The sequence below is a fragment of the Promicromonospora noduliphila genome, from assembly GCF_056951025.1.
On record NZ_CM167806.1, the window covers coordinates 1,924,074 to 1,947,457 of the forward strand.

Genomic DNA, 23,384 nt, shown 5'->3' on the forward strand with positions numbered 1-23,384 from the left:
CGGCACCACCTGCACCTGACGGCGCGGCGGCTGCCCGGGGATCACTCCGGGTAGCCGCCGCGCTTCTTGCTCATCGGCTTGGGCAGCCGCGACCGGCGGAGCTGGTAGGCACGCGTGATCGTGTACATCAGCAGACCGCGCGGGACCTCGCCGAACTTGGCCGTCAGGCGCTTCTTCAGCGACCGCCACAGGAGCCACGCGTCGATGATCGTCAGGAACAGGAACCCGTACAGGCCGAGCATCACGACGATGGCGAGCTCCGGGTACTGCTGCGTGAAGAAGGTGGCGAACAGGAAGACGAACGCGACCGGCAGGAAGAACTCGCCGAGGTTCCAGCGCGCGTCCACGTAGTCGCGCACGTACCGGCGCACCGGGCCCTTGTCCTTGGCCGGCATGTACCGCTCGTCGCCGGTCTGCATCGCCTGGTAGGCGCGCTCCCGGTCGATCCGCGACTTCTCGCGCTGCGCCTTGCGCGCGGCCCTGCGGTCGTCCGGGACGAGCGGCCGCTTGTTGGCGGCCTGCGCGACGTTGCGCTTGGGCGTGGGCCGCCCCTTGCCGGCGACGGTCGGCGTCGCGTCCGACGGCGGAGTCACCTCGTCGGGAGAGTCGCCCACTGGGGTCACGCCCTCTGGTGTCGAAGTCTTGCTGCGGGAAAACACCTCCATAGCCTAGTCGCTCACCGCGGCGGGTCGCTGCGAGCCGTTAACGTGGGGCGGTGACCACCGATACCACTCAGGCCCTCCGCGCTCGCGTCGCCGAGCTGTTCCCCGCCCTGCAGGCCGACCTCGAGGCGCTCGTGCGCATCCCGAGCGTCTCGGCCGCCGCGTTCGACCAGGCGCACGTGGCCGCCAGCGCCGCTGCGACGGAGCAGCTCCTGCGCGACGCCGGCCTGCCCGACGTCCAGATCCTGACCGCGCCTCGGCCCGACGGCACGCCCGGCGCCCCCGCCGTCGTCGCGCGCCGGCCCGCGCCCGCCGGCGCGCCCACCGTCCTGCTGTACGCCCACCACGACGTCCAGCCGCCGGGCGACCCCGCGACCTGGGACACCGCCGACCCGTTCGAGCCCACCCAGGTGGGGGAGCGCCTCTACGGCCGCGGCGCGGCCGACGACAAGGCGGGCATCGTGGCCCACCTCGGCGCCCTGCGCGCGCTCGGCCTGCCGGACGGCGCCGACCTGCCCGTCGGCGTCACCGTCTTCCTCGAGGGTGAGGAGGAGTCCGGGTCGCCGTCGTTCCGCGCCTTCCTGGAGGCGCACCGGGACCTGCTCGCGGCCGACGTCATCGTCGTGGCCGACTCCGGCAACTGGAAGATCGGCGTCCCGGCCCTCACGACGTCGCTGCGCGGCCTGGTCGACGGCGTCGTCGAGCTGCAGGTCCTCGACCACGCCGTGCACTCGGGCCAGTTCGGCGGCGCGGTGCTCGACGCCGTCACCCTGATGTCCCGCCTCGTGGCGACGTTCCACGACGAGGCGGGCGACGTCGCGGTCGAGGGCCTGGTCACCGCGCCCGAGCCGCTGGTCGACTACGACGAGGCCGCGTTCCGCGCGGACTCCTCGCTGCTCAACGGCGTGGCGCTCGCCGGCACCGGCACGCTCTCCGGGCGGCTGTGGGCCAAGCCCGCGCTGTCCGTGATCGGCATGGACGTCACCTCGGTGGCCGAGGCCTCCAACACGATCGCGCCGCGGTGCACCGCGAAGATCTCGCTGCGCCTCGCCCCGGGCCAGGACCCGGTGGCGGCCGATGCGGCGCTGGCGGCGCACATCGCGAAGCACGCGCCGTTCGGCGCGCAGGTCTCCTGGCGCTCCGGCGAGCAGGGCAAGGCGTTCCTCGCGCCGGGCGACACGGCGGCGATGCGGGCGGCCCGCGCCGCGTTCACCGAGGCGTGGGGCACCGAGCCGGTCGACGTCGGCGTGGGCGGGTCCATCCCGTTCATCGCCGACCTGCTCGAGATCTTCCCGGACGCCGCGATCCTCGTGACCGGCGTCGAGGACCCCGACTCGCGGGCGCACGGCGCCAACGAGTCGGTGCACCTCGGCGAGCTGCAGAAGGTGGTCCTGGCCGAGGCGCTCCTGCTGGCGAAGATCGGCGAGGGCCTCTAGCTCAGCTGGTGGCGGAGGGGCTCGTCGCGGAGGACTCGCGCGGGGCGACGTCCATCGCGCGAGCCCACGCCGCGACGTCGGCGGGGAGCTCGGGGGAGGGCAGGTCCTCGCCGGTCGAGTCCCGCACCACGTCGAACGGCGAGATGCGGTTGGCCTTGCGGTCCAGGAACCGGCTGGCCACGTAGCCGCGGGCGTACAGCTTCTCGCCCCGCGTGAACACCTGCTCCAGGTAGAACACGCGCTCGTCCCAGCCCAGGATCCGGGTGGTGATCTCGAACCGGTCGAAGAGCTGCAGGGACCGGCGGTACTTCATGGTCGAGGCAGCGACCACCGGGGCCCAGCCCTTCTTGCGGGCGAGGGGGAACAGGCCGAGGTCGGCGATCTGGTTGTTCCGGGCCACGTCCATCATCTGCAGGTACGTGCCGTTGTTGACGTGCAGGTACGAGTCGAGGTCCAGGGGGCCGACGCGCATCCGGGTGACCGACGGGTCGAGCAGCGTCTGCCCGGGGCGGGCCTTGCGCGGGAACAGTCCGGACCAGGTGAGCTGGAGCATGCGAGCCATGGCCCGAAGGATATACCGAGAACTGGAAGTATCGGGTAAATATCCGGGGAACGGTCGTCGCGTCGGGAGGGAGCGCGGCGGGCCGGCGGATCAGCCCGGCGGGTGCTGGATGGCGCTCCGCACCGACCGCGCCACCGCCGTCGTCTCGAGCCGTTCGACCAGGTGCAGCGCCATGTCGATGCCCGCGGAGACGCCCGCAGAGGTGACCACGTCGCCGTCGTCCACGTACCGCGCCTCTGTGTCCACGAGGATGCTCGGGTCCAGCTCGGTGAGCTCGTCGTAGTGGTCGTGGTGCGTCGTGGCGGGCCGTCCGGCGAGCAGGCCGGCGGCCGCGAGCGGCAGGGCCCCCGTGCAGACGCTCGCCATGATCGGGGTCTGCTTGCGGATCTGGCGCAGCCACTCCAGGTGCCCCGGCTCGGCCAGCAGGGGCCGCGTGCCCAGCCCGCCCGGATAGACCAGCAGGTGCAGCGGCCCGACGTCGTCCGCGCCGTGCGTCGGCAGGATCCGCAGGCCCTTGGCGAGCCGCACCCCGGAGCCGTCCCACGAGAACGTGCTCGCGGACGGGCGGAGCTGCGAGTGGGAGGCCCACTCGGCGAACACCTCGAAGGGCCCGACGACGTCGAGCTCCTCCGCCCCGTCGAAGACGAAGATGCCGATGCGCAGCCCGCCGTTGCCGCTCACTGGTCGGTCCTTTGGCCGGTCCGGGTCAGATTCCTGGAAGGGCCAGCATCTGGTCGAGCGCCACGCGAGCCCAGTGGGCGTCGTCGGCGTCGACGACGATCCGGTTCACCATGCGTCCCTCCACGAGCGACTCCATGGCCCACACGAGGTGGGGCAGGTCGATCCGGTTCATGGTCGAGCAGAAGCACACCGTCGAGTCGAGGTAGTGCACCTGCTTGTCCGGGTGCGCCCGCGCGACCCGGCGCACGAGGTTGAGCTCGGTGCCGATGGCCCAGGAGGACCCGGGCTCGGCCGCGTCGAGCTGCTTGATGATGTACTCGGTCGAGCCCACGTAGTCAGCGGCCGTGACCACCTCGTGCTTGCACTCGGGGTGCACCATGACGTTGACGCCGGGCACCGCAGCGCGGATGTCGGTGACGTTCTGCGCCGAGAAGCGGCCGTGCACCGAGCAGTGGCCGCGCCACAGGATCATCCGCGCGTCGCGCAGCTCCTGGTCGGTCAGGCCGCCGTTCGGCTTGCGCGGGTCGAAGACCACGCACTCGTCCAGCGACATCCCGAGCTCCAGGACGGCGGTGTTGCGGCCCAGGTGCTGGTCGGGCAGGAACAGCACCTTCCCGGTGCCGTCGACGCCGCCCACCTGGTCGAAGGCCCAGCGCAGCGCGACCTCCGCGTTGGAGGAGGTGCACACCGTGCCGCCGTGCCGGCCGGTGAACGCCTTGATGGCGGCAGAGGAGTTCATGTAGGTGACCGGGATGGTGGAGTCGGCGATGCCGACGTCCTGCAGCACCGCCCATGCCTCCTCGACCTGGCCGATCGCCGCCATGTCCGCCATGGAGCAGCCGGCTGCGAGGTCGGGCAGCACGACCTGCTGCTCGTCCGAGGTGAGGATGTCGGCGCTCTCTGCCATGAAGTGCACGCCGCAGAACAGGATGAACTCGGCCTCGGGCCGAGCGGCGGCCTCGCGCGCGAGCTTGAAGGAGTCACCGGTGATGTCGGCGAAGTCGATGACCTCGTCGCGCTGGTAGTGGTGCCCCAGCACAAACGCGCGGCTGCCCAGGGCGGCCCGTGCGGCGCGGGCCCGGTCGACGAGGTCGGGGTCGCTCGGCGCGGGCAGGTCGCCCGGACACTCCACGCCGCGCTCGGAGGCCAGGTCACGGCCCTGGCCGAGCAGGAGCAGGGGGGAGGGGGCGGGCTCGGAGAAGCCGGAGTGTTCAGCCAGCAGGGTGCTCACAGTCCCCATGATGACACGCGGTCAGGATGGTGCCACGATGCCTTTCGTGCACGTGCTGCTGCTTGCCGAGACCCTGCCCGACGCCGAGCGGCTCGCCTCCGCGTGGCGCGTGGCCGCACCGCACACGCGCACCGAGGCGCGCGAGGTCCGGGTGCCGAGCGGCGTCGGGGCATCGGCCGGCGGGCGCGGGGCCGGCGGGCCTGGTGTCGGCGCTCCCGGAATCGGCGGGCACGGCAACGGCGGCGTGCTCCTGGCGGGCGTGGCCATCCCGGTGGGACGGCCGGACGACGTCGGCCCGGACGCCGTGGGACCCGCCCAGCCCGGCCCGGCCCCGCGCGGGCCCGCACCCTCCGCCCTGCCACGCGCCGAGGGCGCGGCGCTCGTCGACGCCGCGGCGCGCGCCGACGTCGTCGTGGCGTACGTCACGCTGCTCGACGGCGAAGGACTGCACCGCGGCGTGGCCGTCGAGGCCGCCGCTGCTGCCGCGCCGCATGCCGTCCCCGTCGTGGTCGTCACCGACCGCAGCGAGGTGAGCAGGCGCGAGTGGTCGACGGCGGGCCTGAGCGGCGTGCACGAGGTGGCGGACGGCGACGTCGCGCGCGTGGCCAGGACCTGGTCGCCCGGCTGGGCACGCTGATGCCGGACGGATGACGGGCGCACACATCCCGTGGGCGTACGATCTGAGAACAGACCGGCAAACGGGGAACAGACGGACGGCCCACTGGGTTGGCACCGTTGAGAGATCGACTACCGGTATGTCGAACACGATCGGGAGATGAGCATGACCGACACCACCACGGACATCGCTACCCACGGCGTCAACGTCACCGACGTCGCCGCGGGCAAGGTCCGTAGCCTGCTCGAGCAGGAGGGCCGCGACGACCTGCGCCTCCGCGTAGCGGTGCAGCCGGGTGGCTGCTCCGGGCTGATCTACCAGCTCTACTTCGACGAGCGCGTGCTCGACGGGGACGCACTGCGGGACTACGACGGCGTCGAGGTCGTCGTGGACAAGATGAGCGTGCCGTACCTCGAGGGCGCCACCATCGACTTCAAGGACACGATCGAGCAGCAGGGCTTCACGATCGACAACCCGAACGCGGGCAGCGCATGTGCCTGCGGCGGGTCGTTCTCCTGATCGAGGGTCTTCCGCGCGGTACTCGTTGCACGACGGGCCGGTCGCCTGAAGGTGACCGGCCCGTCGTCGTTGCTCGGGGGCTGGGTTGTTCGGGACCGGCCGGTGGTCAGTGGAGCCGGACCGTGACGGCCCAGCCGTCCCAGGCGTCGTCCCCGTGCTCGCCCGGGCCCGGCGGGTCGCTCGCGCGGTGCTCCGAGGTGCCGAGGTGCTCGTGCCCGCGCATCCGGCACCAGGCCGGCACGTCGAGCTTGGCGGCGGGGTCGGTCGACAGTACGGTCAGCTCCGTGCCCGCCGGCAGCCCTCTCGCCACGGCGGCCAGCCGGATCACGGGAAGGGGGCAGCGCAGCCCCCGCGCGTCCACGAGCGTGTCAGACACGGAGACCACTCTAGTGACCTGAGCGTCCGGCACGTCAGAGGCCGCCGACGCCCAGCATGTCCCGGACGCGGGTGACCGCGCCGGGCAGCACCGCGCAGAAGCGGTCGACGTCCTCCTGCGTGGTGGTGCGGTCCAGGGCGATCCGCACGTTGCCGTGGGTGAGCACCCCCATCGCCGCGAGCACGTGCGAGGGCTCCAGCGTGCTCGCCGTGCACGCCGAGCCCGACCCGACCGCGAACCCGTGCCGGTCCAGCTCGGTCACGAGCGCCTCGCCGTCCACGTAGAGGAACGAGAACGTGGCGACGTGGGGGAGCCGGTCGTCCGGATCGCCCACCACCTCGACGTCGGGGATGCGCGCCACCTCCGCCCGCACGCGCTCGACGAGCGCCCGGCGCCGGGTCTCCTGCGCCGCACGGTCGGCCTCGACCGCCTGCAGCGCCACCGCGGCGGCGAACGCGAGCGGGACGCTCACGCCGCCCGGCGCCCACGGGTCCTCGTCCTCCGGGCCCACCGGCGCCGTCCGCACCCGCTGCCGCGCGGCCAGCACGCCGACGCCGGCGGGTCCGCCCCAGTCCGCCGGGTCGGCCGCCAGCAGGTCCCACGCCTGAGGTACCGCCACGTGGCCGACGCTCGCTCCGGCGTCGACCAGGAGGGGCACGCCCGCGGCCCGGGCGGCGTCGTGCACCACTCCCACCGGCTGGACCGTGCCCACCTCGCCGTTCGCGTGCTGGAGCGCGGCAAGGGCGACGCCGGGCGCCCGGAGGGCGGCCGTCATGGCCGGGACGTCGACGCGCCCGAGCCGGTCGACCGGGACCGGGTGCTGCTGGCCGGCGGTGCCGGCGGCATCGGCGGTGCCGGCGGGCCGGGCGCTCCCGGCCACGTGGGCCGCCGTGTGCAGCACCGCGGCGCGCTCGACCGCGCTGGTCACGACGGTGGTGCCCGAACGGCGTCGGGCAGCGGCGGCCGACAGGACCGCCGTGTGCAGCGACGCCGTGTGTCCCGGCGTGAAGTGGACCTCCTGGGGGTGCGCGCCGAGCACGGCGGCGATCGCCTCGCGCGCGCCGTCGAGCAGGCGGGCGGCCCGCCGGCCCTCCGCGTGCAGGCGGCGCGGATCGGCCCAGCCGTCGGCGAGGGCCTGCTCGAACGCCTGCCGGGCGAGGGGGTGCCACGGGGCGCGCCCGCCGTTGTCGAGATGCACCCGGCGGGGGGTGTCTGGGGTGGCGTGGCTCACACGTCCTCCTGCTCCTGGGTCCGTCCATCCGATCCTCGCACCCCGGGGCGGCGGCCCGTCGCGGCGATCGTTCTGACACGACCCGGGCGCGTGTCCTGAACAGCGCCGATACGCGCCCTGGGTGCGGAGTGCGTCACGTCCCGCGGGGTGCGTTCCGGGCATCATCAGCCCCCGGGGCGCGCTAGGCTGCATCCCATCGAGGACGAAGGTTCTGCGTGGAGCTCGGGAGGAAACCGGTGCGACGCGCCGGACGAGACGTGAAAGGCCTCCCTTGCACTCGAAGCCACCTACCCGCACCCGGCGGGCCATCCTGCGTGCGTCGGCACTCGCCGTCGCCGTCGCAGTGCTGGCCACGGGCTGCGCCAGCGAATCCGTCCAGCGCGGATACCTGCCCGGCTACAGCGACGGGGAGGTGACGAACCAGACCGGACGCATCACCGACCTCTGGGTGGGCTCGTGGATCGCCGCGCTCGCGGTGGGCATCCTGACGTGGGGCCTGATGCTGTGGTGCATCGCTGCCTACCGCAAGCGCAAGGACGACCACCAGCTCCCGATCCAGACGCGCTACCACCTGCCGCTCGAGCTCATGTACACGGCGGTGCCGCTGATCATGGTGCTCGTGCTGTTCTGGTACACCGACCGCGACATGACCGAGATCAAGGCGGTCGACGGCACGGCCACCGAGCACATCCAGGTGGTCGGCAAGCAGTGGAGCTGGGACTTCAACTACCTCGACGCCGACGTCTACGACTACGGCGAGCACGAGGCCAACCCGGGTGGGCTCACCGCGGAGGACGAGGTCGACGGCGCCGTCGGCACCTCGACGTCGTTCCCGACGCTCTACCTGCCGGTGAACGAGACCGTCGAGTTCACGCTCAACTCGCGCGACGTGATCCACTCGTTCTGGATCCCCGCCTTCCTGTACAAGCAGGACATGATCCCCAACCGGACCAACACCTTCCAGGTGACGCCGACCCGCGAGGGCACCTACGCCGGCAAGTGCGCGGAGCTCTGCGGCGAGTACCACTCCGGCATGCTCTTCAACGTCAAGGTCGTGTCGGCCGAGGAGTACGACGCCCACATGGCGGAGCTGGCCGCGAAGGGCCAGACCGGCGAGCTCGGCATGGACCTCGCCCGCACGACCGGTCCGGTGGATACTGAGCAAGAGGAGACTGAGCACTGATGGCCGCAGAGACCACCACCGACCTGGTCCCGGGCCTGGCCCCCGGGCGGCAGTCGCTCGGCCGGACCATCGTCAAGTGGATCACCTCCACCGACCACAAGACGATCGGGTACCTCTACCTGATCACGTCGTTCCTGTTCTTCTGCATCGGTGGCCTGATGGCGCTGGCGATCCGCGCCGAGCTCTTCGAGCCGGGCATCCAGCTCGTGCAGAGCAAGGAGCAGTACAACCAGCTCTTCACGATGCACGGCACCATCATGCTGCTGCTGTTCGCCACCCCGCTCTTCGCGGGCTTCGCGAACGTGATCATGCCGCTCCAGATCGGCGCGCCCGACGTCGCGTTCCCTCGCCTGAACATGTTCGCCTACTGGCTGTTCCTGTTCGGCGGCCTCATGGTGACCGCAGGGTTCCTCACGCCGCAGGGCGCCGCCTCGTTCGGCTGGTTCGCCTACGCGCCCTTGTCGACCACCACCTACAGTCCGGGGTTGGGTGGCGACCTCTGGGTCTTCGGCCTGGCGCTCGCGGGCTTCGGCACCATCCTCGGTGCGGTCAACTTCATCACCACGATCATCACCATGCGCGCGCCGGGCATGACCATGTTCCGGATGCCGATCTTCACCTGGAACACGCTGGTCACCAGCCTCCTGGTGCTGATGGCGTTCCCGCCGCTGGCCGCGGCCCTGTTCGCGCTAGGCGCCGACCGCCGCCTCGACGCGCAGATCTTCAACCCGGAGAACGGCGGCGCCATCCTCTGGCAGCACCTGTTCTGGTTCTTCGGGCACCCCGAGGTGTACATCATCGCGCTGCCGTTCTTCGGCATCGTGTCCGAGATCCTGCCGGTGTTCAGCCGCAAGCCGATCTTCGGCTACACGGGCCTCGTGTACGCGACCATCGCGATCGCCGCCCTGTCGGTGACGGTGTGGGCGCACCACATGTACGTGACCGGCGCGGTCATGCTGCCGTTCTTCGCCTTCATGACGATGCTCATCGCGGTGCCGACCGGCGTGAAGTTCTTCAACTGGATCGGCACGATGTGGCGAGGGAAGCTCACCTTCGAGACGCCGATGCTCTGGTCCATCGGCTTCCTCGTGACGTTCCTCTTCGGTGGCCTGACGGGCATCATCCTGTCGAGCCCCGCGCTGGACTTCGCCCTGTCCGACTCCTACTTCGTGGTGGCGCACTTCCACTACGTGGTGTTCGGCACCGTGGTGTTCGCGATGTTCGCCGGCTTCTACTTCTGGTGGCCCAAGATGACGGGCCGCATGCTGAGCGAGCGCCTGGGCAAGCTGCACTTCTGGCTGCTGTTCGTCGGCTTCCACATGACGTTCCTCATCCAGCACTGGCTGGGTGTCGAGGGCATGCCGCGGCGCTACGCGGACTACATGCCCGAGGAGGGCTTCACCTGGGAGAACCAGGTGTCGACGATCGGCGCGTTCATCCTTGCCGCGTCCACCCTGCCGTTCCTCTGGAACGTGTACACCACCTCGCGCAAGGCGCCCAAGGTCACGGTCGACGACCCGTGGGGCTACGGCCGCTCCCTGGAGTGGGCCACGTCCTGCCCGCCGCCGCGGCACAACTTCGCCTCGCTCCCGCGCATCCGCTCGGAGTCGCCGGCGTTCGACCTGCACCACCCTGAGGTCGTCGCGATGGAGCACCCGGAGTACAACCGCCGCGTGCTCGACAACGTCTACGGCGAGGCCGACCGGCGCGGTCAGGACAAGCAGGGCCAGCAGCGCGCGATGCAGGACGGCGGCGAGCCGGGCCAGAGCAGCACGACGATCGTGGACGACCCGGACGAGGGGACCAGCAAGTGAAGATCGAGAGCCGGCTGTTCCTCTGGGGAACGCCCATCTTCGTCGGGGCCGGCATCGTCTACGGCTTCCTGACGGACTGGACCGAGCCCGTCGGCTACCTCGGCATGCCGCTCGTCGGCGGCCTGGTGGCGATGATCGGCGCGTACCTGGCCCTGACGGCCCGCCGCATCGATGCCCGCCCCGAGGACGACCCGAACGGCAACATCGAGGACGCGGCAGGCGACCAGGGTGTGTACGCGCCCTGGAGCTGGTGGCCGCTGGCGATCGCCGGCTCCGCCGCGATCTGCTTCCTCGGCCTGGCCGTCGGCTGGTGGGTGTTCTACATCGGCTTCTGCGTGGCGATCATCGCGCTGGTGGGCTGGGTGTTCGAGTACTCGCGGGGCATCCACTCGCACTGAGCGGCCACCCCGCCCAGGGCGCGCGCCCCATACCGGGGCCCACCCCGGCGCCGGGCGTGCGAAGAAGTCCGCTACGAGGATGCCTTTGGGCACCGAATCCGGCGTGGATCGGTGCCCAAAGGCATCCTCGAAGCGGACTTCGCTGTTGCTCGCGGGCGTGCGGAGCGGGCCGTGGCGTGCGGAGCGCCTGCCTAGCGGCTCGCCGCGATCCACCGGTCCAGGGCCGCCTGCGCCGCCCCCGAGTCCACGGCCTGGGCCGCGAGCCCGAGGCCCGCGCCGAGCCGCTCCACGAGCGTCCCAGACCCGGTGCCGGGCAGCGTGCCGTCGGCGACGAGGCCGGCGGCGGCGTTCAGCAGCACGGTCTCGCGGACCGGGCCCACCTCGCCCGCGAAGACCGCCCGGGCGACGCCCGCGTTGTAGGCCGCGTCCTGGCCGCGCAGGTCCTCGACCTTGATGCGCGTGAGCCCCAGGTCGGCGGCCGGGTCGAGGCGGTGCTCGGTGACGGCGCCGTCCGACACCTCCCACACGGTGGCGCCGGCGGTCGCCGCGAGCTCGTCCAGGCCCTCGTCACCGCGGAACACGAGCGCCGACTTACCGCGCTCGGCGAACACACCGGCCATCAGCGGCGCCATCCGCGCGTCCGCACAGCCGACGGCGGCAGCGCGCGGCTGGGCCGGGTTGGTGAGCGGCCCCAAGAAGTTGAACGCCGTCGGCACGCCCAGCTCCTTGCGGGCCACGCCCGCATGCCGCATGGACGGGTGGAACACCATCGCGAAGCAGAAGGTGATGCCCGCCTCCTCCGCGATCTCGGCCACCCGCTCGGGCGTGTGGTCCAGCCGGATCCCGAGCTCCTCCAGCACGTCCGCGCTGCCCGACGACGACGAGGCCGCGCGGTTGCCGTGCTTCACCACCCGCAGGCCAGCGCCCGCGATGACCACCGACGCCATCGTGGAGATGTTCACGGTGTGCGCACGGTCGCCGCCGGTGCCGACGATGTCGACCGACGGCCCGGCCACCTCGATGCGGGTCGCGTGCTCGACCATCGACCGGGTCAGGCCGGCGAGCTCGTCGACGGTCTCGCCCTTGGCGCGCAGCGCCACGAGGAACCCGGCGAGCTGGACGGGGGAGACCTCGCCGGTCATCACCCGGTCCATCGCCCAGGTGGCCTCGTCCTGGCTCAGGTCCGTGCCGTTGATGAGCTCGGTGAGCAGGCCGGACCAGGTGGGTGCCTCGAGGTTCACGCCGACCCCGCCCGGGCGGGGTCGAGGAACGCCCCGACGGCCTCCTGGACCTTGACGGCGTCGAGCGGGCGCGACACCACGCCGTCGGCCAGGGACCAGGACGCGAGCCACGCGTCCTGGGGGCGGCCCGTGAGGATGAGCACCGGCGGGCACTCGTAGATCTCGTTCTTGAGCTGGCGGCACAGGCCCATGCCGCCGGTCTGGTCGGCCTCGCCGTCGAGGACGAGCAGGTCCCACTCCTCGTGGTCCGCCTTCTCCACCACGGCGGCGGGGGTGGCGGCCTCGGCCCACACGATGTCGGGCGCACCAGCGCCCAGGCGCGGGCCGACGGCGAGGCGCACCTGCTCGCGCACCGTGCGGTCGTCGCTGTACAGGAGGACGCGCGGGCTGGACGTCGCCACAGTGCTCGTTCCCGCCTCGGTCACATCCGTCGTCATGCCGGTCATGCGTCGATCGTGGCACAGTCCCCGCGCTCACGGCAGATTTGTCCACGCCCTTTTCATGGCACTCTGTGGAATCGCGTCAGCAAGAGACGCCGCAGGTAGGGCGTTGGAAGGACTTTGTGAGATTCGACGCGAGCGTGGCCGGTACTTCGGCGTTCGGGACACTCGAACGTCCGCCATAATGGCTCTCGTGTCGACCGCAACGGCTGCAGCCACCCCCACGCACCAGCACGTGACAGTCAATCGTCCGAACCCGGTCTCGGTCGGGACGATCGTCTGGCTGGCGAGCGAGCTCATGTTCTTCGCCGCGCTCTTCGCGATGTACTTCACCGTCCGGCAGACCATGCCGGCAGAGGAGTGGGCGCTGCAGGCGGACAAGCTGAACATCGGCTTCTCGACGATCAACACGATCGTCCTGGTGCTGTCGTCCTTCACGTGCCAGTGGGCCGTCTTCAAGGCCGAGCAGTTCAAGCCGTCGCGCTCCGGGAACATCTTCCAGTTCTGGACCTGGGGCATGCACGAGTGGCTCACGCTGACCTACCTGATGGGCGCGTTCTTCATCGGCGGTCAGATCCTTGAGTACACCGAGCTCGTCCACCAGGGGCTGACCATCTCGTCCAGCCCGTACGGCTCGGTCTTCTACATGACCACCGGCTTCCACGGGCTGCACGTGACCGGCGGTCTGATCGCATTCCTCTTCGTGCTCGGCCGCTCGTTCGCCGCCAAGCGCTTCGGTCACCACGAGGCCACCACCACGATCGTCACGTCCTACTACTGGCACTTCGTCGATGTGGTGTGGATCGCGCTGTTCGCGGTGATCTACCTGCTGCGCTGAGCCCGCGGCACCGGCGCTCTGCCGCGCCGGTGCATCGCGGCCCGTGCGGTGGCATAGGTTCAGGACAGAGAAGCTCGAACACTCGAAGCTCAATAACCCATAGCGAGACGAGGAAATTTTCGTGAAGGCACTCGCCGCCCGCAGGCACCACCGGCTGGCGCCGGTCGTACTCCTGCTGCTGGCGCTGCTGACCACGGGCGGCATCTACGCCGCCCTGGCTCCGAGCACGGCCAAGGCCGAGACCGTCAGCACCGCGGACATCGAGACCGGTAAGAAGCTGTTCCAGGCCAACTGCGCGACGTGCCACGGCGCGAACGCGGAGGGTACCGACGGCGTGCCGTCCCTGGTGGGCGTCGGCGCCGCCGCCGTCGACTTCCAGGTGTCGACCGGCCGCATGCCGATGCAGATGAGCGGCCCGCAGGCGCAGGCAAAGCCGCCGCAGTTCGACGAGGAGCAGACGGCGGCCCTCGCCGCGTACGTCGCCTCGCTGGGCGCCGGGCCGGCGATCCCCACGGACGACCAGGTCGACGCCGCGCAGGGTGACCCCTCCAACGGCATGGCCCTGTTCCGCACCAACTGCGCCATGTGCCACAACGCCGTCGGCGCGGGTGGCGCGCTCTCGGAGGGCAAGTTCGCCCCCGCGCTGTGGGACACGTCGGAGCGGAACATCTACCAGGCGATGCTCACCGGCCCGCAGTCGATGCCGGTGTTCAACGACGCGAACATCACGCCGGACGAGAAGCGCGACATCATCGCCTTCCTCGTCGAGCAGCGCGAGGGTTCGGCCGGCGGTAACGCGCTCGGCGCCCTCGGCCCGGTGTCCGAGGGCCTGTGGGCCTTCGCGATCGGCATGGGCCTGCTCATCGGCGCAGCAGTGTGGATCGGAGCGAAGTCCTCGTGAGCGAGAACCAGAACCCCCCGGCCGACGCCTCGCACGAGGTGACGGTCACCCCGCAGCCGGGTACCACCGTCGGGCACCCCGAGCGTTTCGAGGACCCGGGCGTCCCTGAGCACAAGCACCGCCTCACCGACACGGACCCCCGCGCGGCCAAGCGCGCCGAGCGGACGGTGACCTTCCTGTTCGTCCTGTCGGTCCTCGGCACCATCGGCTCGATCGTCGCCTACGTGCTGGTCCCGCCGGACGGCACGACGTCGGGCGTCCGGCTCTCGACCCTGCTGATCGGCCTCGGCCTCGCGGTGTCGCTGCTCGGCATCGGCGTCGCGGGCATCCACTGGGCCAAGTCGCTCATGGGCGACCGCGAGCTGGTCCAGGAGCGGCACCCGCTCAGGTCGTCGGACGAGACCCGCGCGGACGCCGTCCGGGACCTGAACGACGGCCTCCAGGACTCGGGCGTCGTCGGACGGCGCGGGGTGCTCAAGGGCGCGTTCTTCGGTGCACTCGCCCTGTTCCCGCTGGCCATCGCCGTCCCGCTGGTCGGCTCGGTGGGCGGGGACTGGCAGATCTCCCGGTTCAAGCACACGATGTGGAAGCAGGGCACGCGCCTTGCGATCGACCCGTCGGGCCGGCCGATCAAGGCCGCGGACGTGACCGTTGGCTCGGTGTTCCACGTGATCCCCGAGACCACGCAGGAGTTCCGCGAGTCGCACGAGTGGATCACCGAGAAGTCCAAGGCCGTCGTGCTGATGGTGCGCCTCAACCCGGAGGACCTCCGGACCGACCAGTCGCCGGAGGGCCAGACCTGGTCGCACGAGGGCATCGTCGCCTACTCGAAGATCTGCACGCACGTGGGCTGCCCCGTGGCCCTGTACGAGCAGCAGACCCACCACCTCCTGTGCCCCTGCCACCAGTCGACGTTCGACATCGCGGACAGCGCGAAGGTCGTCTTCGGCCCGGCCAACCGCCGGCTGCCGCAGCTTCCCATCACTGTCGACGACGAGGGCTACCTCGTGGCGCAGGACGACTTCGCCGAGCCCATCGGCCCGAGCTTCTGGGAGCGCCTGAAGTGAGCACCGCGACCCACGACACCACGCACGAGGCACCGGCCAAGCCGACGACGCCGGTCGGCAAGGCCGCTGACTACCTGGACCAGCGCACGACCATCGGCGTGCTGGTCAAGGAGTTCGCCCGCAAGGTGTTCCCGGACCACTGGTCCTTCATGCTGGGCGAGATCGCCCTGTTCTCGTTCGTCGTGCTGATCGCCTCCGGCTTCTTCCTCACGATGTTCTTCGAGCCCTCCATGGCGCTCACCACCTACCACGGCGAGCACCCGGCGAACATGCAGGGCCAGCTCATGTCGGTGGCGTTCGCCTCGACCCTCGACATGTCGTTCGAGGTGCGCGGCGGCCTGCTCATGCGGCAGATCCACCACTGGTCGGCGCTGATCTTCATGGGCTCGATCGTCGTGCACATGATGCGCGTGTTCTTCACGGGCGCGTTCCGCAAGCCGCGCGAGATCAACTGGCTCGTCGGCCTGGTGCTGATGATCCTCGGCCTGGCCGCTGGCTTCACCGGCTACTCGCTGCCCGACGACGTGCTGTCCGGCAACGGCCTGCGCATCACCGACGGCGTGGTCAAGTCGATCCCGCTGATCGGCTCGTTCCTGTCGTACTTCATCTTCGGCGGCGAGTTCCCGGGCGAGCACATCATCCCGCGCCTGTTCACGCTGCACATCTTCGTGATCCCGGGCCTGCTGCTGGCCCTCATCGCGCTCCACCTGTTCCTCATGGTGCTGCAGAAGCACACCCAGTACCCGGGCGGCGGTCGCACGGACCGGAACGTCGTCGGCTACCCGGCGGCTCCCGTGTACGTGGCCAAGATGACGGGGAACTTCTTCATCATCGCGGGTGTGCTGACGCTCATGGGCGCGACCATGGCGATCAACAACGTCTGGAACTACGGTCCGTTCGACCCGTCGCCGGTGTCCGCCGGCGCCCAGCCGGACTGGTACATGCTGTTCCTGGAGGGCTCGCTGCGCCTGATGCCGGGCCAGGGGACCGAGTGGGTCGTCGGCGGCTTCACGCTGCCGCTGAACGTGCTGATCCCCGCCGTGGTCGTCCCGGGCATCCTGTTCACGTTCCTGTTCGTCTACCCGTTCGTCGAGGCGCGGGTCACCGGCGACGACCGCGAGCACCACGTGCTGGACCGCCCGCGCAACAAGCCGGTGCGCACCGGCCTGGGTGTCGCGTTCCTGACGGCGTTCATCATCCTGGCGCTGGCCGGGTCGAACGACCTCATCGCGACGCACTTCCACCTGTCGATCAACGCGATCACGTGGGTGTTCCGCATCCTGCTGTTCGTCGCGCCGGTGTTCGCCTACTACGTCACCAAGCGCATCTGCCTCGGGCTGCAGCGCAAGGACCGTGAGCTGGTGCTGCACGGCCACGAGTCGGGCCGCATCGTGCGGTTCGCCAACGGCGAGTACATCGAGGTGCACACCCCGCTCGACGAGCAGGAGCGCTGGCTGCGCGTCAACTACGAGGCGCCGGCCCCGCTGGCGATCGCCCCGAAGACGGACGCCCGCGGCGTGAAGCGCAAGGGCTACGGCTCCGACAAGCGGTGGCAGGGCCTGTCCCGGTTCTTCTACGAGGACCGCGTGGAGCCCGTCACCCCGGCGGAGGTCGCGGCGGCGCACGCGCACGGCGAGCACGACGAGCTGACCGGATCCGAGCGCCAGACGGTCGAAGCCGGCGCAGGAACCGCGCAGGAGCACTGAGCGACCTGCGACACCAAGCGATGGCCTGTGTCTCCCGGTCCGCGACTGCGGCCGGGGACACGGGCCATTGCCGTCCCGCCGGGCACCACAGCGGCGCACGGCCAGGACGGCGGCATGACCCGCGTGCCGTCCGGTGCGCGGACCGACCCTGGAGGTACCTCAGCAATGGCTGTCTACACGCTCCCTGACCTGACCTACGACTACGCCGCGCTCGAGCCGCACATCTCGGGCAAGATCATGGAGCTGCACCACTCCAAGCACCACGCGACGTACGTCAACGGCGCGAACACTGCCCTGGAGCAGCTCGAGGAGGCCCGCGAGACGGGCAACCTGGGAGGCGTCAACAAGATCGAGAAGGACCTCGCCTTCAACCTCGGTGGTCACATCAACCACTCGATCTTCTGGACGAACATGGCACCGGAGGCCGGCGGCGAGCCGACCGGCGACATCGCCGCGGCGATCGACGAGCACTTCGGCTCGTTCGAGAAGTTCAAGGCGCACTTCACCGCTGTGGCCGCCGGTGTGCAGGGGTCCGGCTGGGCCGTCCTGGCCTGGGACTCCATCGGTCAGAAGCTGGTCGTGGTGCAGCTCTTCGACCAGCAGGGCAACATCCCCTTCGCGCTCACCCCCGTCCTCATGCTGGACTGCTGGGAGCACGCCTACTACATCGACTACCTGAACGTGCGCCCGGACTACATCAAGGCGTGGTGGAACCTGGTGTCCTGGAGCAACGTCTCCGAGCGCCTGGGGCGGGCCAGGACGCAGACCGCCGGCCTGGTCGTCGCCTCGGCCTGACTGCCTGAGCACTGCCCGAACCGATCCGGTGCGGCCGCGGGAACCTCTTCCCGTGGGTGCACCGGATCTGTTCTGTCACGATTCAGCCGCCTGATTCGTCGCCGAGGGTGGAAGCGACGCCCGGCACGGTGTCTACTGGAGATCTACTGGACACACATGTGCCTCCGACCTCAGGGGTGATGACGTGGCACAGCAGCGTACGACCGCCGTCGGCAAGGCCGCCGACTACCTGGACCAGCGCACGACCATCGGCGTGCTGGTCAAGGAGCTCGCGCGCAAGGTGTTCCCGGACCACTGGTCCTTCATGCTGGGCGAGATCGCCCTGTTCTCGTTCGTCGTGCTGATCGCCTCCGGCTTCTTCCTGACCATGTTCTTCGAGCCGTCGATGGCGCTGGTGCGCTACGAGGGCGAGTATCCCGCGTCGATGCACGGCCAGCTCATGTCCGCGGCGTTCCGGTCGACCGTCGAGATGTCGTTCGAGGTGCGCGGCGGCCTGCTGATGCGGCAGATCCACCACTGGGCGGCCCTGATCTTCATCGGCGCCATCGTGCTGCACATGTTCCGGATCTTCTTCACCGGTGCGTTCCGCAAGCCGCGGGAGATCAACTGGATCGTCGGCCTCACCATGCTGATCCTGGCGCTGGCGGCCGGGTTCTCCGGCTACTCGCTGCCGGACGACGTGCTGTCGGGCAACGGCCTGCGCATCATCGACGGTGTGGTCAAGTCGATCCCGGTGATCGGCTCGTTCCTGTCGTTCATCGTGTTCGGCGGCGAGTTCCCGGGCGGGCACATCATCCCGCGCCTGTTCACGCTGCACATCTTCGTGATCCCCGGGCTGCTGATCGCGCTGATCGCGCTGCACCTGTTCCTGATGGTGCTGCAGAAGCACACCCAGTACCCGGGCGGCGGGCGCACCGACCGGAACGTGGTGGGCTACCCGGCCGCGCCGGTCTACGTCGCGAAGATGACCGGCAACTTCTTCATCATCGCCGGCGTGCTGACGCTCATGGGCGCCACGATGGCGATCAACAACGTCTGGAACTACGGCCCGTACGACCCCTCGCCGGTCTCGGCGGGCACGCAGCCGGACTGGTACATCCTGTTCGTCGACGGCGCGCTGCGCCTCATGCCGGGGCCGGGCTGGGAGTGGGTCATCGGCGGGTTTACCCTGAGCATGAACCTGCTGATCCCGGCGGTGATCGTGCCGGGCATCCTGTTCACGCTGCTGTTCGCGTGGCCGTTCATCGAGGCCCGCGTCACCAGTGACCACCGTGAGCACCACGTGCTGGACCGGCCCCGCAACCGGCCGGTGCGCACGGCGACGGGCGTCGCCCTGTTCGTCGCGTTCCTGGTGTGTGCGCTGGCGGCCACGAACGACCTCATCGCCACGCACTTCTCGCTCTCCATCTTCGCGATCACCTGGGCGCTGCGCGTGCTGCTGTTCGTAGGCCCCCTGTTCGCCTTCTGGGTGACCAAACGGGTGTGCCTCGGGCTGCAGCGCAAGGACCGTGAGCTGGTGCTGCACGGCCACGAGTCGGGCCGCATCGTGCGGTTCGCCAACGGCGAGTACGTCGAGGTGCACACCCCGCTCGACCCGCAGGAGGTGTGGCTGCGCACCTCGCACGACGTCCCGCGCCCGCTGGAGATCAAGCCCGCGACGGACGCGCGCGGCGTGCGGCGCAAGGGCTACCGGTCCGACCGGCGCTGGCAGCGGCTGTCGGAGTTCTTCTACGAGGACCGGGTGGAGCGTGCGACGCCCGCCGAGGTCGCGGCAGCGCACTCGCACGGCAAGCACGACGAGATCGAGGCGGCGGCCCCGGCCGGCGTCGCGGGCGGTGCGTCCCGCAAGAAGTGACCGAGCCCGGCTCAGTCGTCGAGCCCCAGTGCGAAGGCCTGCTCCAGGTCCGCCTTGGAGTACGCGCGGAACGCGATGAGGGTCTCGGTGTTCTGCACGCCGGCCACCTTGTTCACGGCGTCGGACACGACGCCGGCGAGCTGCTCGTGCTCGGGCACGCGGACGATCGCCACCAGGTCGGCCTTGCCGGTCACGGAGAAGACCTCGCTCACTCCGTCGATGTTCGCGACCTCCTGCGCGACCTCGGGGATGCGGGACGTCTCGGCGTCGATGAGGACGATCGCGGTCAGCATGCGGTCATCGTATCCACCCGCTCCGGGTCCGGGCCGACCACCGCGCCGACGGCCGCGCCGACCACCTGGCCGATCTCCGCCCGCACCCGGTCCGACGCCCACGCCAGGTCGGCGTGCGCGCCCGCCGCGCGCACCGGGCAGGCCCACGTGTCGCTGACGTGCACCAGCCGCACGCCGGGGGAGTCGAGCCACGCGAGCAGCAGGTCGGTCTCCTCAGGGTGCGCGGCCGGCGCCGGGGGGACGGGCGGCTCGACGTGCTCCGCCGTCGTGCGCAGCGCGGACACCAGGGGGAGGGGACTCGCCCCGGGGGCCGAGACGTCGGTGGCGGCGAGCCGGCCGTGCTTGATCACCACGATCTCCCAGCCGCCGGGCCTGCCCGGTGCGTCGCCGATGCCGGAGGGGCGCGCCGCGACCAGCTCGGCGCAGCGCGCGAGGGGGTCCAGCTTCTGGGCCCGGTGCGCGCCGGCAACGAAAGCGCGCAGCCGCCGCGTGACCTCGCCCGCCTCCTCGTACCGTTCCTGATGGGCGAGCGTCGCGATCCGGTCGGAGAGCGCGCGCACCACCGGGCCGGCGTCCCCGGTCAGGGCGTCGCGGGCGGCGTCGGCCACCTGCGCGTAGGCCGTGTCGGGGCCCTCGGTGGCCACGCACGGGGCGGAGCAGCGGCCCATGCCCGCCAGCGCGCACGGGCTGCCGGCCTTCGCCGAGACCAGCGGGATGCGGGCGGTGCACTGGCGCAGGTTCAGGGCGTCGTGCAGGGCGTGCACGGCCTCCTGCGCCGTGCGCCGGGACCCGAACGGGCCGATGTGGGCGGCGCCCGCCACCACGTTGCCCACTACCGACAGCCGCGGGTAGGCCTCGTCGGTCAGGCGCACCCACGAGTGCCGCTCCGGGTACTTGGAGCGCCGGTTGTAGCGCGGCGCGTGCTCCGTGATCAGCCGCAGCTCGCGCACCTGCGCCTCCAGCGGCGTGGCGCACACGACGGGCGTGACCCGCTCGGCGATGCGCACCATCTCGGTGATCCGCTTCCGCTTCTCGGCGGCGGTGAAGTACGAGCGCACCCGCTTGCGGATGTTGACCGACGTGCCGACGTACAGCACCTCGTCGCCCGGTCCGCGGAACAGGTAGACGCCGGGCGCGTCGGGCAGGTCGTCGGCGAGGTGCCGCTTGCGGCGCACCTCGGGCGGCACCGGGTCGGCCGCCGTCGCGAGGTCCTCCAGGTGCGTGATGCCCAGGGGCGCGAGGCGCTCGAAGAGGGCGTGCAGCACGTCGACGGTCGCGCGCGCGTCGGCCAGGGCGCGGTGCTCGGGGGAGACGGTCGCGTGGAACAGGTTGGCGAGCGTGGACAGCTTGTGGTTGGGCGCCTCGTCCCGCGTGACCACCCGCCGGGCCAGCGGCACCGTGTCCACGACGGCGAAGCCCGGCCACGGGTAGTCGAGCCGGGCGCACATCTCCTTGAGGAAGCCGACGTCGAACGGCGCGTTGTGCGCCACCAGCACCGTGTTCCGGGCGAACTCCAGGAAGCTGGGCAGCACCAGTGCGATATCGGGCGCCGTCGCCACCATGGCGTTGGTGATGCCCGTCAGCCGCGCGACGAAGGCCGGGACCGGCTGACCCGGGTTGACCAGCGACTGGAACTCGCCCAGCACCTCGCCGCCGCGCACCTTCACCGCGCCGATCTCGGTGATACCGCCCTCCTTGGCGCTCGTCCCGGTCGTCTCCAGGTCCACCACCACGAAGGTCACGTCCCGCAGCGGCGTGCCGAGCTCCTCGAACGTGGCCTGGTAGGCGGACGTGGTCATGCTCACGGGGCAGAGGCTAGCCGGAGACACTGACACGCTTGTTCGAGCCGCGCCGTCGGACGACGGGGCGGTGACGTGCCTTTCCTACGGGGGCTAGCGGACGCCCGCGGAGACGCTCAGGCCCAGCGCTCGCCCGTCAGCGTCTCGTAGATCTCGACGTACCGCGCGCGGGTCTCCGCGACGACGTCGGCGGGGATCTCCGGGCCCGGGTAGGTGCGGTCCCACTCGGTCAGGGTGGACGACCAGTCGCGGACGAACTGCTTGTCGTACGACCACTGCGACCGGCCGGGCTCGTACTCGCTCGCTTTCCAGAACCGGGAGGAGTCGGGGGTGAGCACCTCGTCGGCGAGCGTCAGGACGCCGTCGGCGTCGGTGCCGAACTCGAACTTGGTGTCCGCGATGATGACGCCGCGCTCGCGGGCGATCTCGGTGCCGCGGCCGTAGATGGTGAGCGTCAGGTCCCGCAGCCGGGCCGTGGTCTCCTCGCCCAGGTCCTTGGCGATCTCCTCGGCCGAGACGTACTCGTCGTGCCCCTCGTCCGCCTTGGTCGAAGGCGTGAACACGGGCTGCGGGAGGCGGTCCGCCTCGACCAGGCCCGGGGGGAACGCGACGCCGGAGACGGTGCCGGTGGCGCGGTAGCTCTCCAGGCCGCCGCCCGCGAGGTACCCGCGCGCGATGCACTCGACGGGCAGGATCTCCAGCCGCCTGCAGCGAATCGCCCGTCCCGCCCACTCGGCGGGGACGTCCTCGTTGATCACGTGGTTGGGCACCAGGTCGGCGAACTGACGGAACCACCACAGCGAGAGCTGTGTCAGGATCGCGCCCTTGTCGGGGACGGGGGTCGGCAGCACGACGTCGTATACCGACACCCGGTCGGAAGCCACCAGGATCACATCGTCGCCGTCCGCGTAGACCTCGCGAACCTTGCCCTTCCGGATCAGTTCCACGCGGCCAAGGCTAACCCGGCGCACGGGGTTGGTCCGGCGGGGTGGGGGCTACGAGAACGGGTTGAAGACCTCGACGCCCGTCTCCGCGAAGTCCTTCTCGTTGCGGGTGGCGACGGTCAGCCCGTGCTCGATGGCGGTAGCGGCGAGGAGCGAGTCGACGGCGGGGAGCGTTCGCCCGGAGTTGATCTCGCCCCAACGGGTGGCGATCTCCGTCGTGACCGGCAGAATTCGGTCCTGGTAGGTCTGCTCGAGCAGCGAGACCCAGTCGCCCAACGTGCGGGCCCGGGCCGGGGCCTTGCGCGCCAGCCTCTTGATCCCCCGGCGGAGCTCGCCGATCGTGAGTACCGAGAGCGAGATCTGTTCTGTTCGTAGCTGCGCCAGCCAGGTACTCACCTGGGGGTCCGGTTCGCGCTTGCGCACCTCGGAGATCACATTCGTGTCGAGGAGGAAGTTCATGCGAGCTCGTCGAAGTCGACCTCGCGAATGGTGGAGCGGTCTCGCTCCACGGCCAGGTCGTCGGCGGCGGGACCGTGTACCAGGAACTCACCGAGCTCGACCCGGGGTGTCGCGAGCTGGTGGTACAGCTCGATGCCGATGACGACGGCGACCTCTTCGCCGTGCCTCGTGATGGTCTGGGGTCCGTCCGTGAGTGCTTCCCGGAGCACCTCACTGAACCGCTGCTTTGCCTCTTGCACCTGCCATGCCGCCATGGGTCCACCTCCCGTCGTCTGGACAGTCTAGACAGAGAATCGAGGAGCGCGCCAGACGAATGTCGGTCTGTGCGGCGTCGGTC

At 70.7% G+C, this 23,384-nt stretch carries 25 protein-coding genes; 12 read left to right on the forward strand and 13 right to left on the reverse strand.

All coding sequences use genetic code 11. The annotated features are described in order from the left end of the window. Nucleotides 1–41 precede the first annotated feature (41 nt). On the reverse strand, nt 42–623 hold the full coding sequence (locus AC0QU1_RS08440) for a DUF3043 domain-containing protein (protein ID WP_483575888.1): 582 nt from the start codon (nt 621–623) through the stop codon (nt 42–44). Between the two features lie 92 nt (nt 624–715). Between AC0QU1_RS08440 and AC0QU1_RS08445 the strand changes: the two genes are divergently transcribed. Further along, nucleotides 716–2,098 carry a dipeptidase gene (locus AC0QU1_RS08445; protein WP_483575890.1) on the forward strand — a complete coding sequence of 461 codons (1,383 nt, stop codon included), beginning with the start codon at nt 716–718 and terminating at the stop codon, nt 2,096–2,098. A 1-nt stretch (nt 2,099) separates the two neighbouring features. Here AC0QU1_RS08445 and AC0QU1_RS08450 read toward each other — a convergent pair whose 3' ends face one another. The 3 genes from AC0QU1_RS08450 to nadA all read right to left on the reverse strand — a co-directional run bounded on the left by AC0QU1_RS08450 (nt 2,100) and on the right by nadA (nt 4,581). Further along, complete coding sequence (locus tag AC0QU1_RS08450) at nt 2,100–2,660, reverse strand: acyl-CoA thioesterase (RefSeq protein WP_483575892.1); 561 nt, start codon at nt 2,658–2,660, stop codon at nt 2,100–2,102. A 90-nt stretch (nt 2,661–2,750) separates the two neighbouring features. Next, nucleotides 2,751–3,341 carry a DJ-1/PfpI family protein gene (locus AC0QU1_RS08455; RefSeq protein WP_483575894.1) on the reverse strand — a complete coding sequence of 197 codons (591 nt, stop codon included), beginning with the start codon at nt 3,339–3,341 and terminating at the stop codon, nt 2,751–2,753. 25 nt (nt 3,342–3,366) lie between these two features. Beyond that, complete coding sequence (gene nadA / locus AC0QU1_RS08460) at nt 3,367–4,581, reverse strand: quinolinate synthase NadA (RefSeq protein WP_483575896.1); 1,215 nt, start codon at nt 4,579–4,581, stop codon at nt 3,367–3,369. Nucleotides 4,582–4,609: 28 nt separating this feature from the next. Here nadA and AC0QU1_RS08465 point away from each other — a divergent pair, with 28 nt between their 5' ends. Both AC0QU1_RS08465 and erpA read left to right on the forward strand, forming a co-directional pair. Continuing rightward, nucleotides 4,610–5,209, forward strand: coding sequence for a hypothetical protein (locus tag AC0QU1_RS08465; protein WP_483575898.1), 600 nt, complete (start codon nt 4,610–4,612; stop codon nt 5,207–5,209). Nucleotides 5,210–5,353: 144 nt separating this feature from the next. Further along, nucleotides 5,354–5,707, forward strand: coding sequence for an iron-sulfur cluster insertion protein ErpA (gene erpA / locus AC0QU1_RS08470; protein ID WP_020014294.1), 354 nt, complete (start codon nt 5,354–5,356; stop codon nt 5,705–5,707). A 106-nt stretch (nt 5,708–5,813) separates the two neighbouring features. Here the strand turns inward: erpA and AC0QU1_RS08475 are convergent, their stop codons facing one another. Both AC0QU1_RS08475 and AC0QU1_RS08480 read right to left on the reverse strand, forming a co-directional pair. Continuing rightward, nucleotides 5,814–6,083 (reverse strand): sulfurtransferase TusA family protein, encoded by a 270-nt coding sequence (locus AC0QU1_RS08475; RefSeq protein WP_483575900.1) that lies wholly within the window; start codon nt 6,081–6,083, stop codon nt 5,814–5,816. Between the two features lie 34 nt (nt 6,084–6,117). Further along, entirely contained in the window at nt 6,118–7,314 is a 1,197-nt protein-coding gene (locus tag AC0QU1_RS08480) for a cysteine desulfurase family protein (protein ID WP_483575902.1), read from the reverse strand. Between the two features lie 271 nt (nt 7,315–7,585). Between AC0QU1_RS08480 and ctaC the strand changes: the two genes are divergently transcribed. Genes ctaC through AC0QU1_RS08495 form a run of 3 tightly spaced genes read left to right on the forward strand, consistent with a single transcriptional unit; the run spans nt 7,586 to nt 10,709 of the window. Continuing rightward, complete coding sequence (gene ctaC, locus AC0QU1_RS08485; protein WP_483575904.1) at nt 7,586–8,497, forward strand: aa3-type cytochrome oxidase subunit II; 912 nt, start codon at nt 7,586–7,588, stop codon at nt 8,495–8,497. Next, nucleotides 8,497–10,311 carry an aa3-type cytochrome oxidase subunit I gene (gene ctaD, locus AC0QU1_RS08490; protein ID WP_483575906.1) on the forward strand — a complete coding sequence of 605 codons (1,815 nt, stop codon included), beginning with the start codon at nt 8,497–8,499 and terminating at the stop codon, nt 10,309–10,311. Before ctaC ends, ctaD begins: the two co-directional genes overlap by 1 nt. Beyond that, nucleotides 10,308–10,709 (forward strand): cytochrome c oxidase subunit 4, encoded by a 402-nt coding sequence (locus tag AC0QU1_RS08495; RefSeq protein ID WP_483575908.1) that lies wholly within the window; start codon nt 10,308–10,310, stop codon nt 10,707–10,709. The genes ctaD and AC0QU1_RS08495 overlap by 4 nt, the downstream gene beginning before the upstream one ends. A 191-nt stretch (nt 10,710–10,900) precedes the next feature. Here AC0QU1_RS08495 and trpD read toward each other — a convergent pair whose 3' ends face one another. Together trpD and AC0QU1_RS08505 are read right to left on the reverse strand one after the other, a co-directional pair. Continuing rightward, entirely contained in the window at nt 10,901–11,950 is a 1,050-nt protein-coding gene (trpD, locus tag AC0QU1_RS08500; RefSeq protein WP_483575910.1) for an anthranilate phosphoribosyltransferase, read from the reverse strand. After that, nucleotides 11,947–12,396: a response regulator gene (locus AC0QU1_RS08505; RefSeq protein ID WP_483575912.1), complete on the reverse strand. Its 450-nt coding sequence runs from the start codon at nt 12,394–12,396 to the stop codon at nt 11,947–11,949. The genes trpD and AC0QU1_RS08505 overlap by 4 nt, the downstream gene beginning before the upstream one ends. Before the next feature lie 178 nt (nt 12,397–12,574). On the opposite strand from AC0QU1_RS08505, the gene ctaE reads away from it, so the two are divergent. The 6 genes from ctaE (at nt 12,575) to qcrB (AC0QU1_RS08535) (ending at nt 19,552) form a co-directional block, all read left to right on the forward strand. Next, nucleotides 12,575–13,228: an aa3-type cytochrome oxidase subunit III gene (gene ctaE / locus AC0QU1_RS08510; RefSeq protein WP_483575914.1), complete on the forward strand. Its 654-nt coding sequence runs from the start codon at nt 12,575–12,577 to the stop codon at nt 13,226–13,228. A 121-nt stretch (nt 13,229–13,349) separates the two neighbouring features. After that, nucleotides 13,350–14,129 (forward strand): cytochrome bc1 complex diheme cytochrome c subunit, encoded by a 780-nt coding sequence (gene qcrC / locus AC0QU1_RS08515; protein WP_483575916.1) that lies wholly within the window; start codon nt 13,350–13,352, stop codon nt 14,127–14,129. Next, nucleotides 14,126–15,196, forward strand: a complete 1,071-nt coding sequence (qcrA, locus tag AC0QU1_RS08520) for a cytochrome bc1 complex Rieske iron-sulfur subunit (RefSeq protein WP_483575918.1) — start codon at nt 14,126–14,128, stop codon at nt 15,194–15,196. The genes qcrC and qcrA overlap by 4 nt, the downstream gene beginning before the upstream one ends. Next, a complete protein-coding gene (qcrB, locus tag AC0QU1_RS08525; RefSeq protein ID WP_483575920.1) occupies nt 15,193–16,902 on the forward strand; it encodes a cytochrome bc1 complex cytochrome b subunit in 1,710 nt (569 codons plus the stop codon). The genes qcrA and qcrB (AC0QU1_RS08525) overlap by 4 nt, the downstream gene beginning before the upstream one ends. A 165-nt stretch (nt 16,903–17,067) precedes the next feature. Beyond that, the gene (locus tag AC0QU1_RS08530) at nt 17,068–17,697 is read left to right on the forward strand and encodes a superoxide dismutase (protein WP_483575922.1); all 630 of its coding nucleotides are present in this window, start codon (nt 17,068–17,070) and stop codon (nt 17,695–17,697) included. Nucleotides 17,698–17,881: 184 nt separating this feature from the next. After that, a complete protein-coding gene (gene qcrB, locus AC0QU1_RS08535) occupies nt 17,882–19,552 on the forward strand; it encodes a cytochrome bc1 complex cytochrome b subunit (RefSeq protein WP_483575924.1) in 1,671 nt (556 codons plus the stop codon). Between the two features lie 11 nt (nt 19,553–19,563). On the opposite strand, the gene AC0QU1_RS08540 is transcribed toward qcrB (AC0QU1_RS08535), so the two are convergent. The 5 genes from AC0QU1_RS08540 to AC0QU1_RS08560 form a co-directional block, all read right to left on the reverse strand. After that, the gene (locus AC0QU1_RS08540; RefSeq protein ID WP_483575926.1) at nt 19,564–19,845 is read right to left on the reverse strand and encodes an Lrp/AsnC family transcriptional regulator; all 282 of its coding nucleotides are present in this window, start codon (nt 19,843–19,845) and stop codon (nt 19,564–19,566) included. After that, complete coding sequence (locus AC0QU1_RS08545; RefSeq protein ID WP_483576652.1) at nt 19,839–21,644, reverse strand: DEDD exonuclease domain-containing protein; 1,806 nt, start codon at nt 21,642–21,644, stop codon at nt 19,839–19,841. Before AC0QU1_RS08545 ends, AC0QU1_RS08540 begins: the two co-directional genes overlap by 7 nt. 116 nt (nt 21,645–21,760) lie before the next feature. Beyond that, nucleotides 21,761–22,591, reverse strand: coding sequence for a phosphoribosylaminoimidazolesuccinocarboxamide synthase (locus AC0QU1_RS08550; RefSeq protein ID WP_483575928.1), 831 nt, complete (start codon nt 22,589–22,591; stop codon nt 21,761–21,763). 48 nt (nt 22,592–22,639) lie between these two features. After that, entirely contained in the window at nt 22,640–23,047 is a 408-nt protein-coding gene (locus AC0QU1_RS08555) for a type II toxin-antitoxin system VapC family toxin (RefSeq protein WP_483575930.1), read from the reverse strand. Beyond that, nucleotides 23,044–23,301, reverse strand: coding sequence for a type II toxin-antitoxin system Phd/YefM family antitoxin (locus tag AC0QU1_RS08560; protein WP_483575932.1), 258 nt, complete (start codon nt 23,299–23,301; stop codon nt 23,044–23,046). The genes AC0QU1_RS08555 and AC0QU1_RS08560 overlap by 4 nt, the downstream gene beginning before the upstream one ends. Nucleotides 23,302–23,384 lie beyond the last annotated feature (83 nt).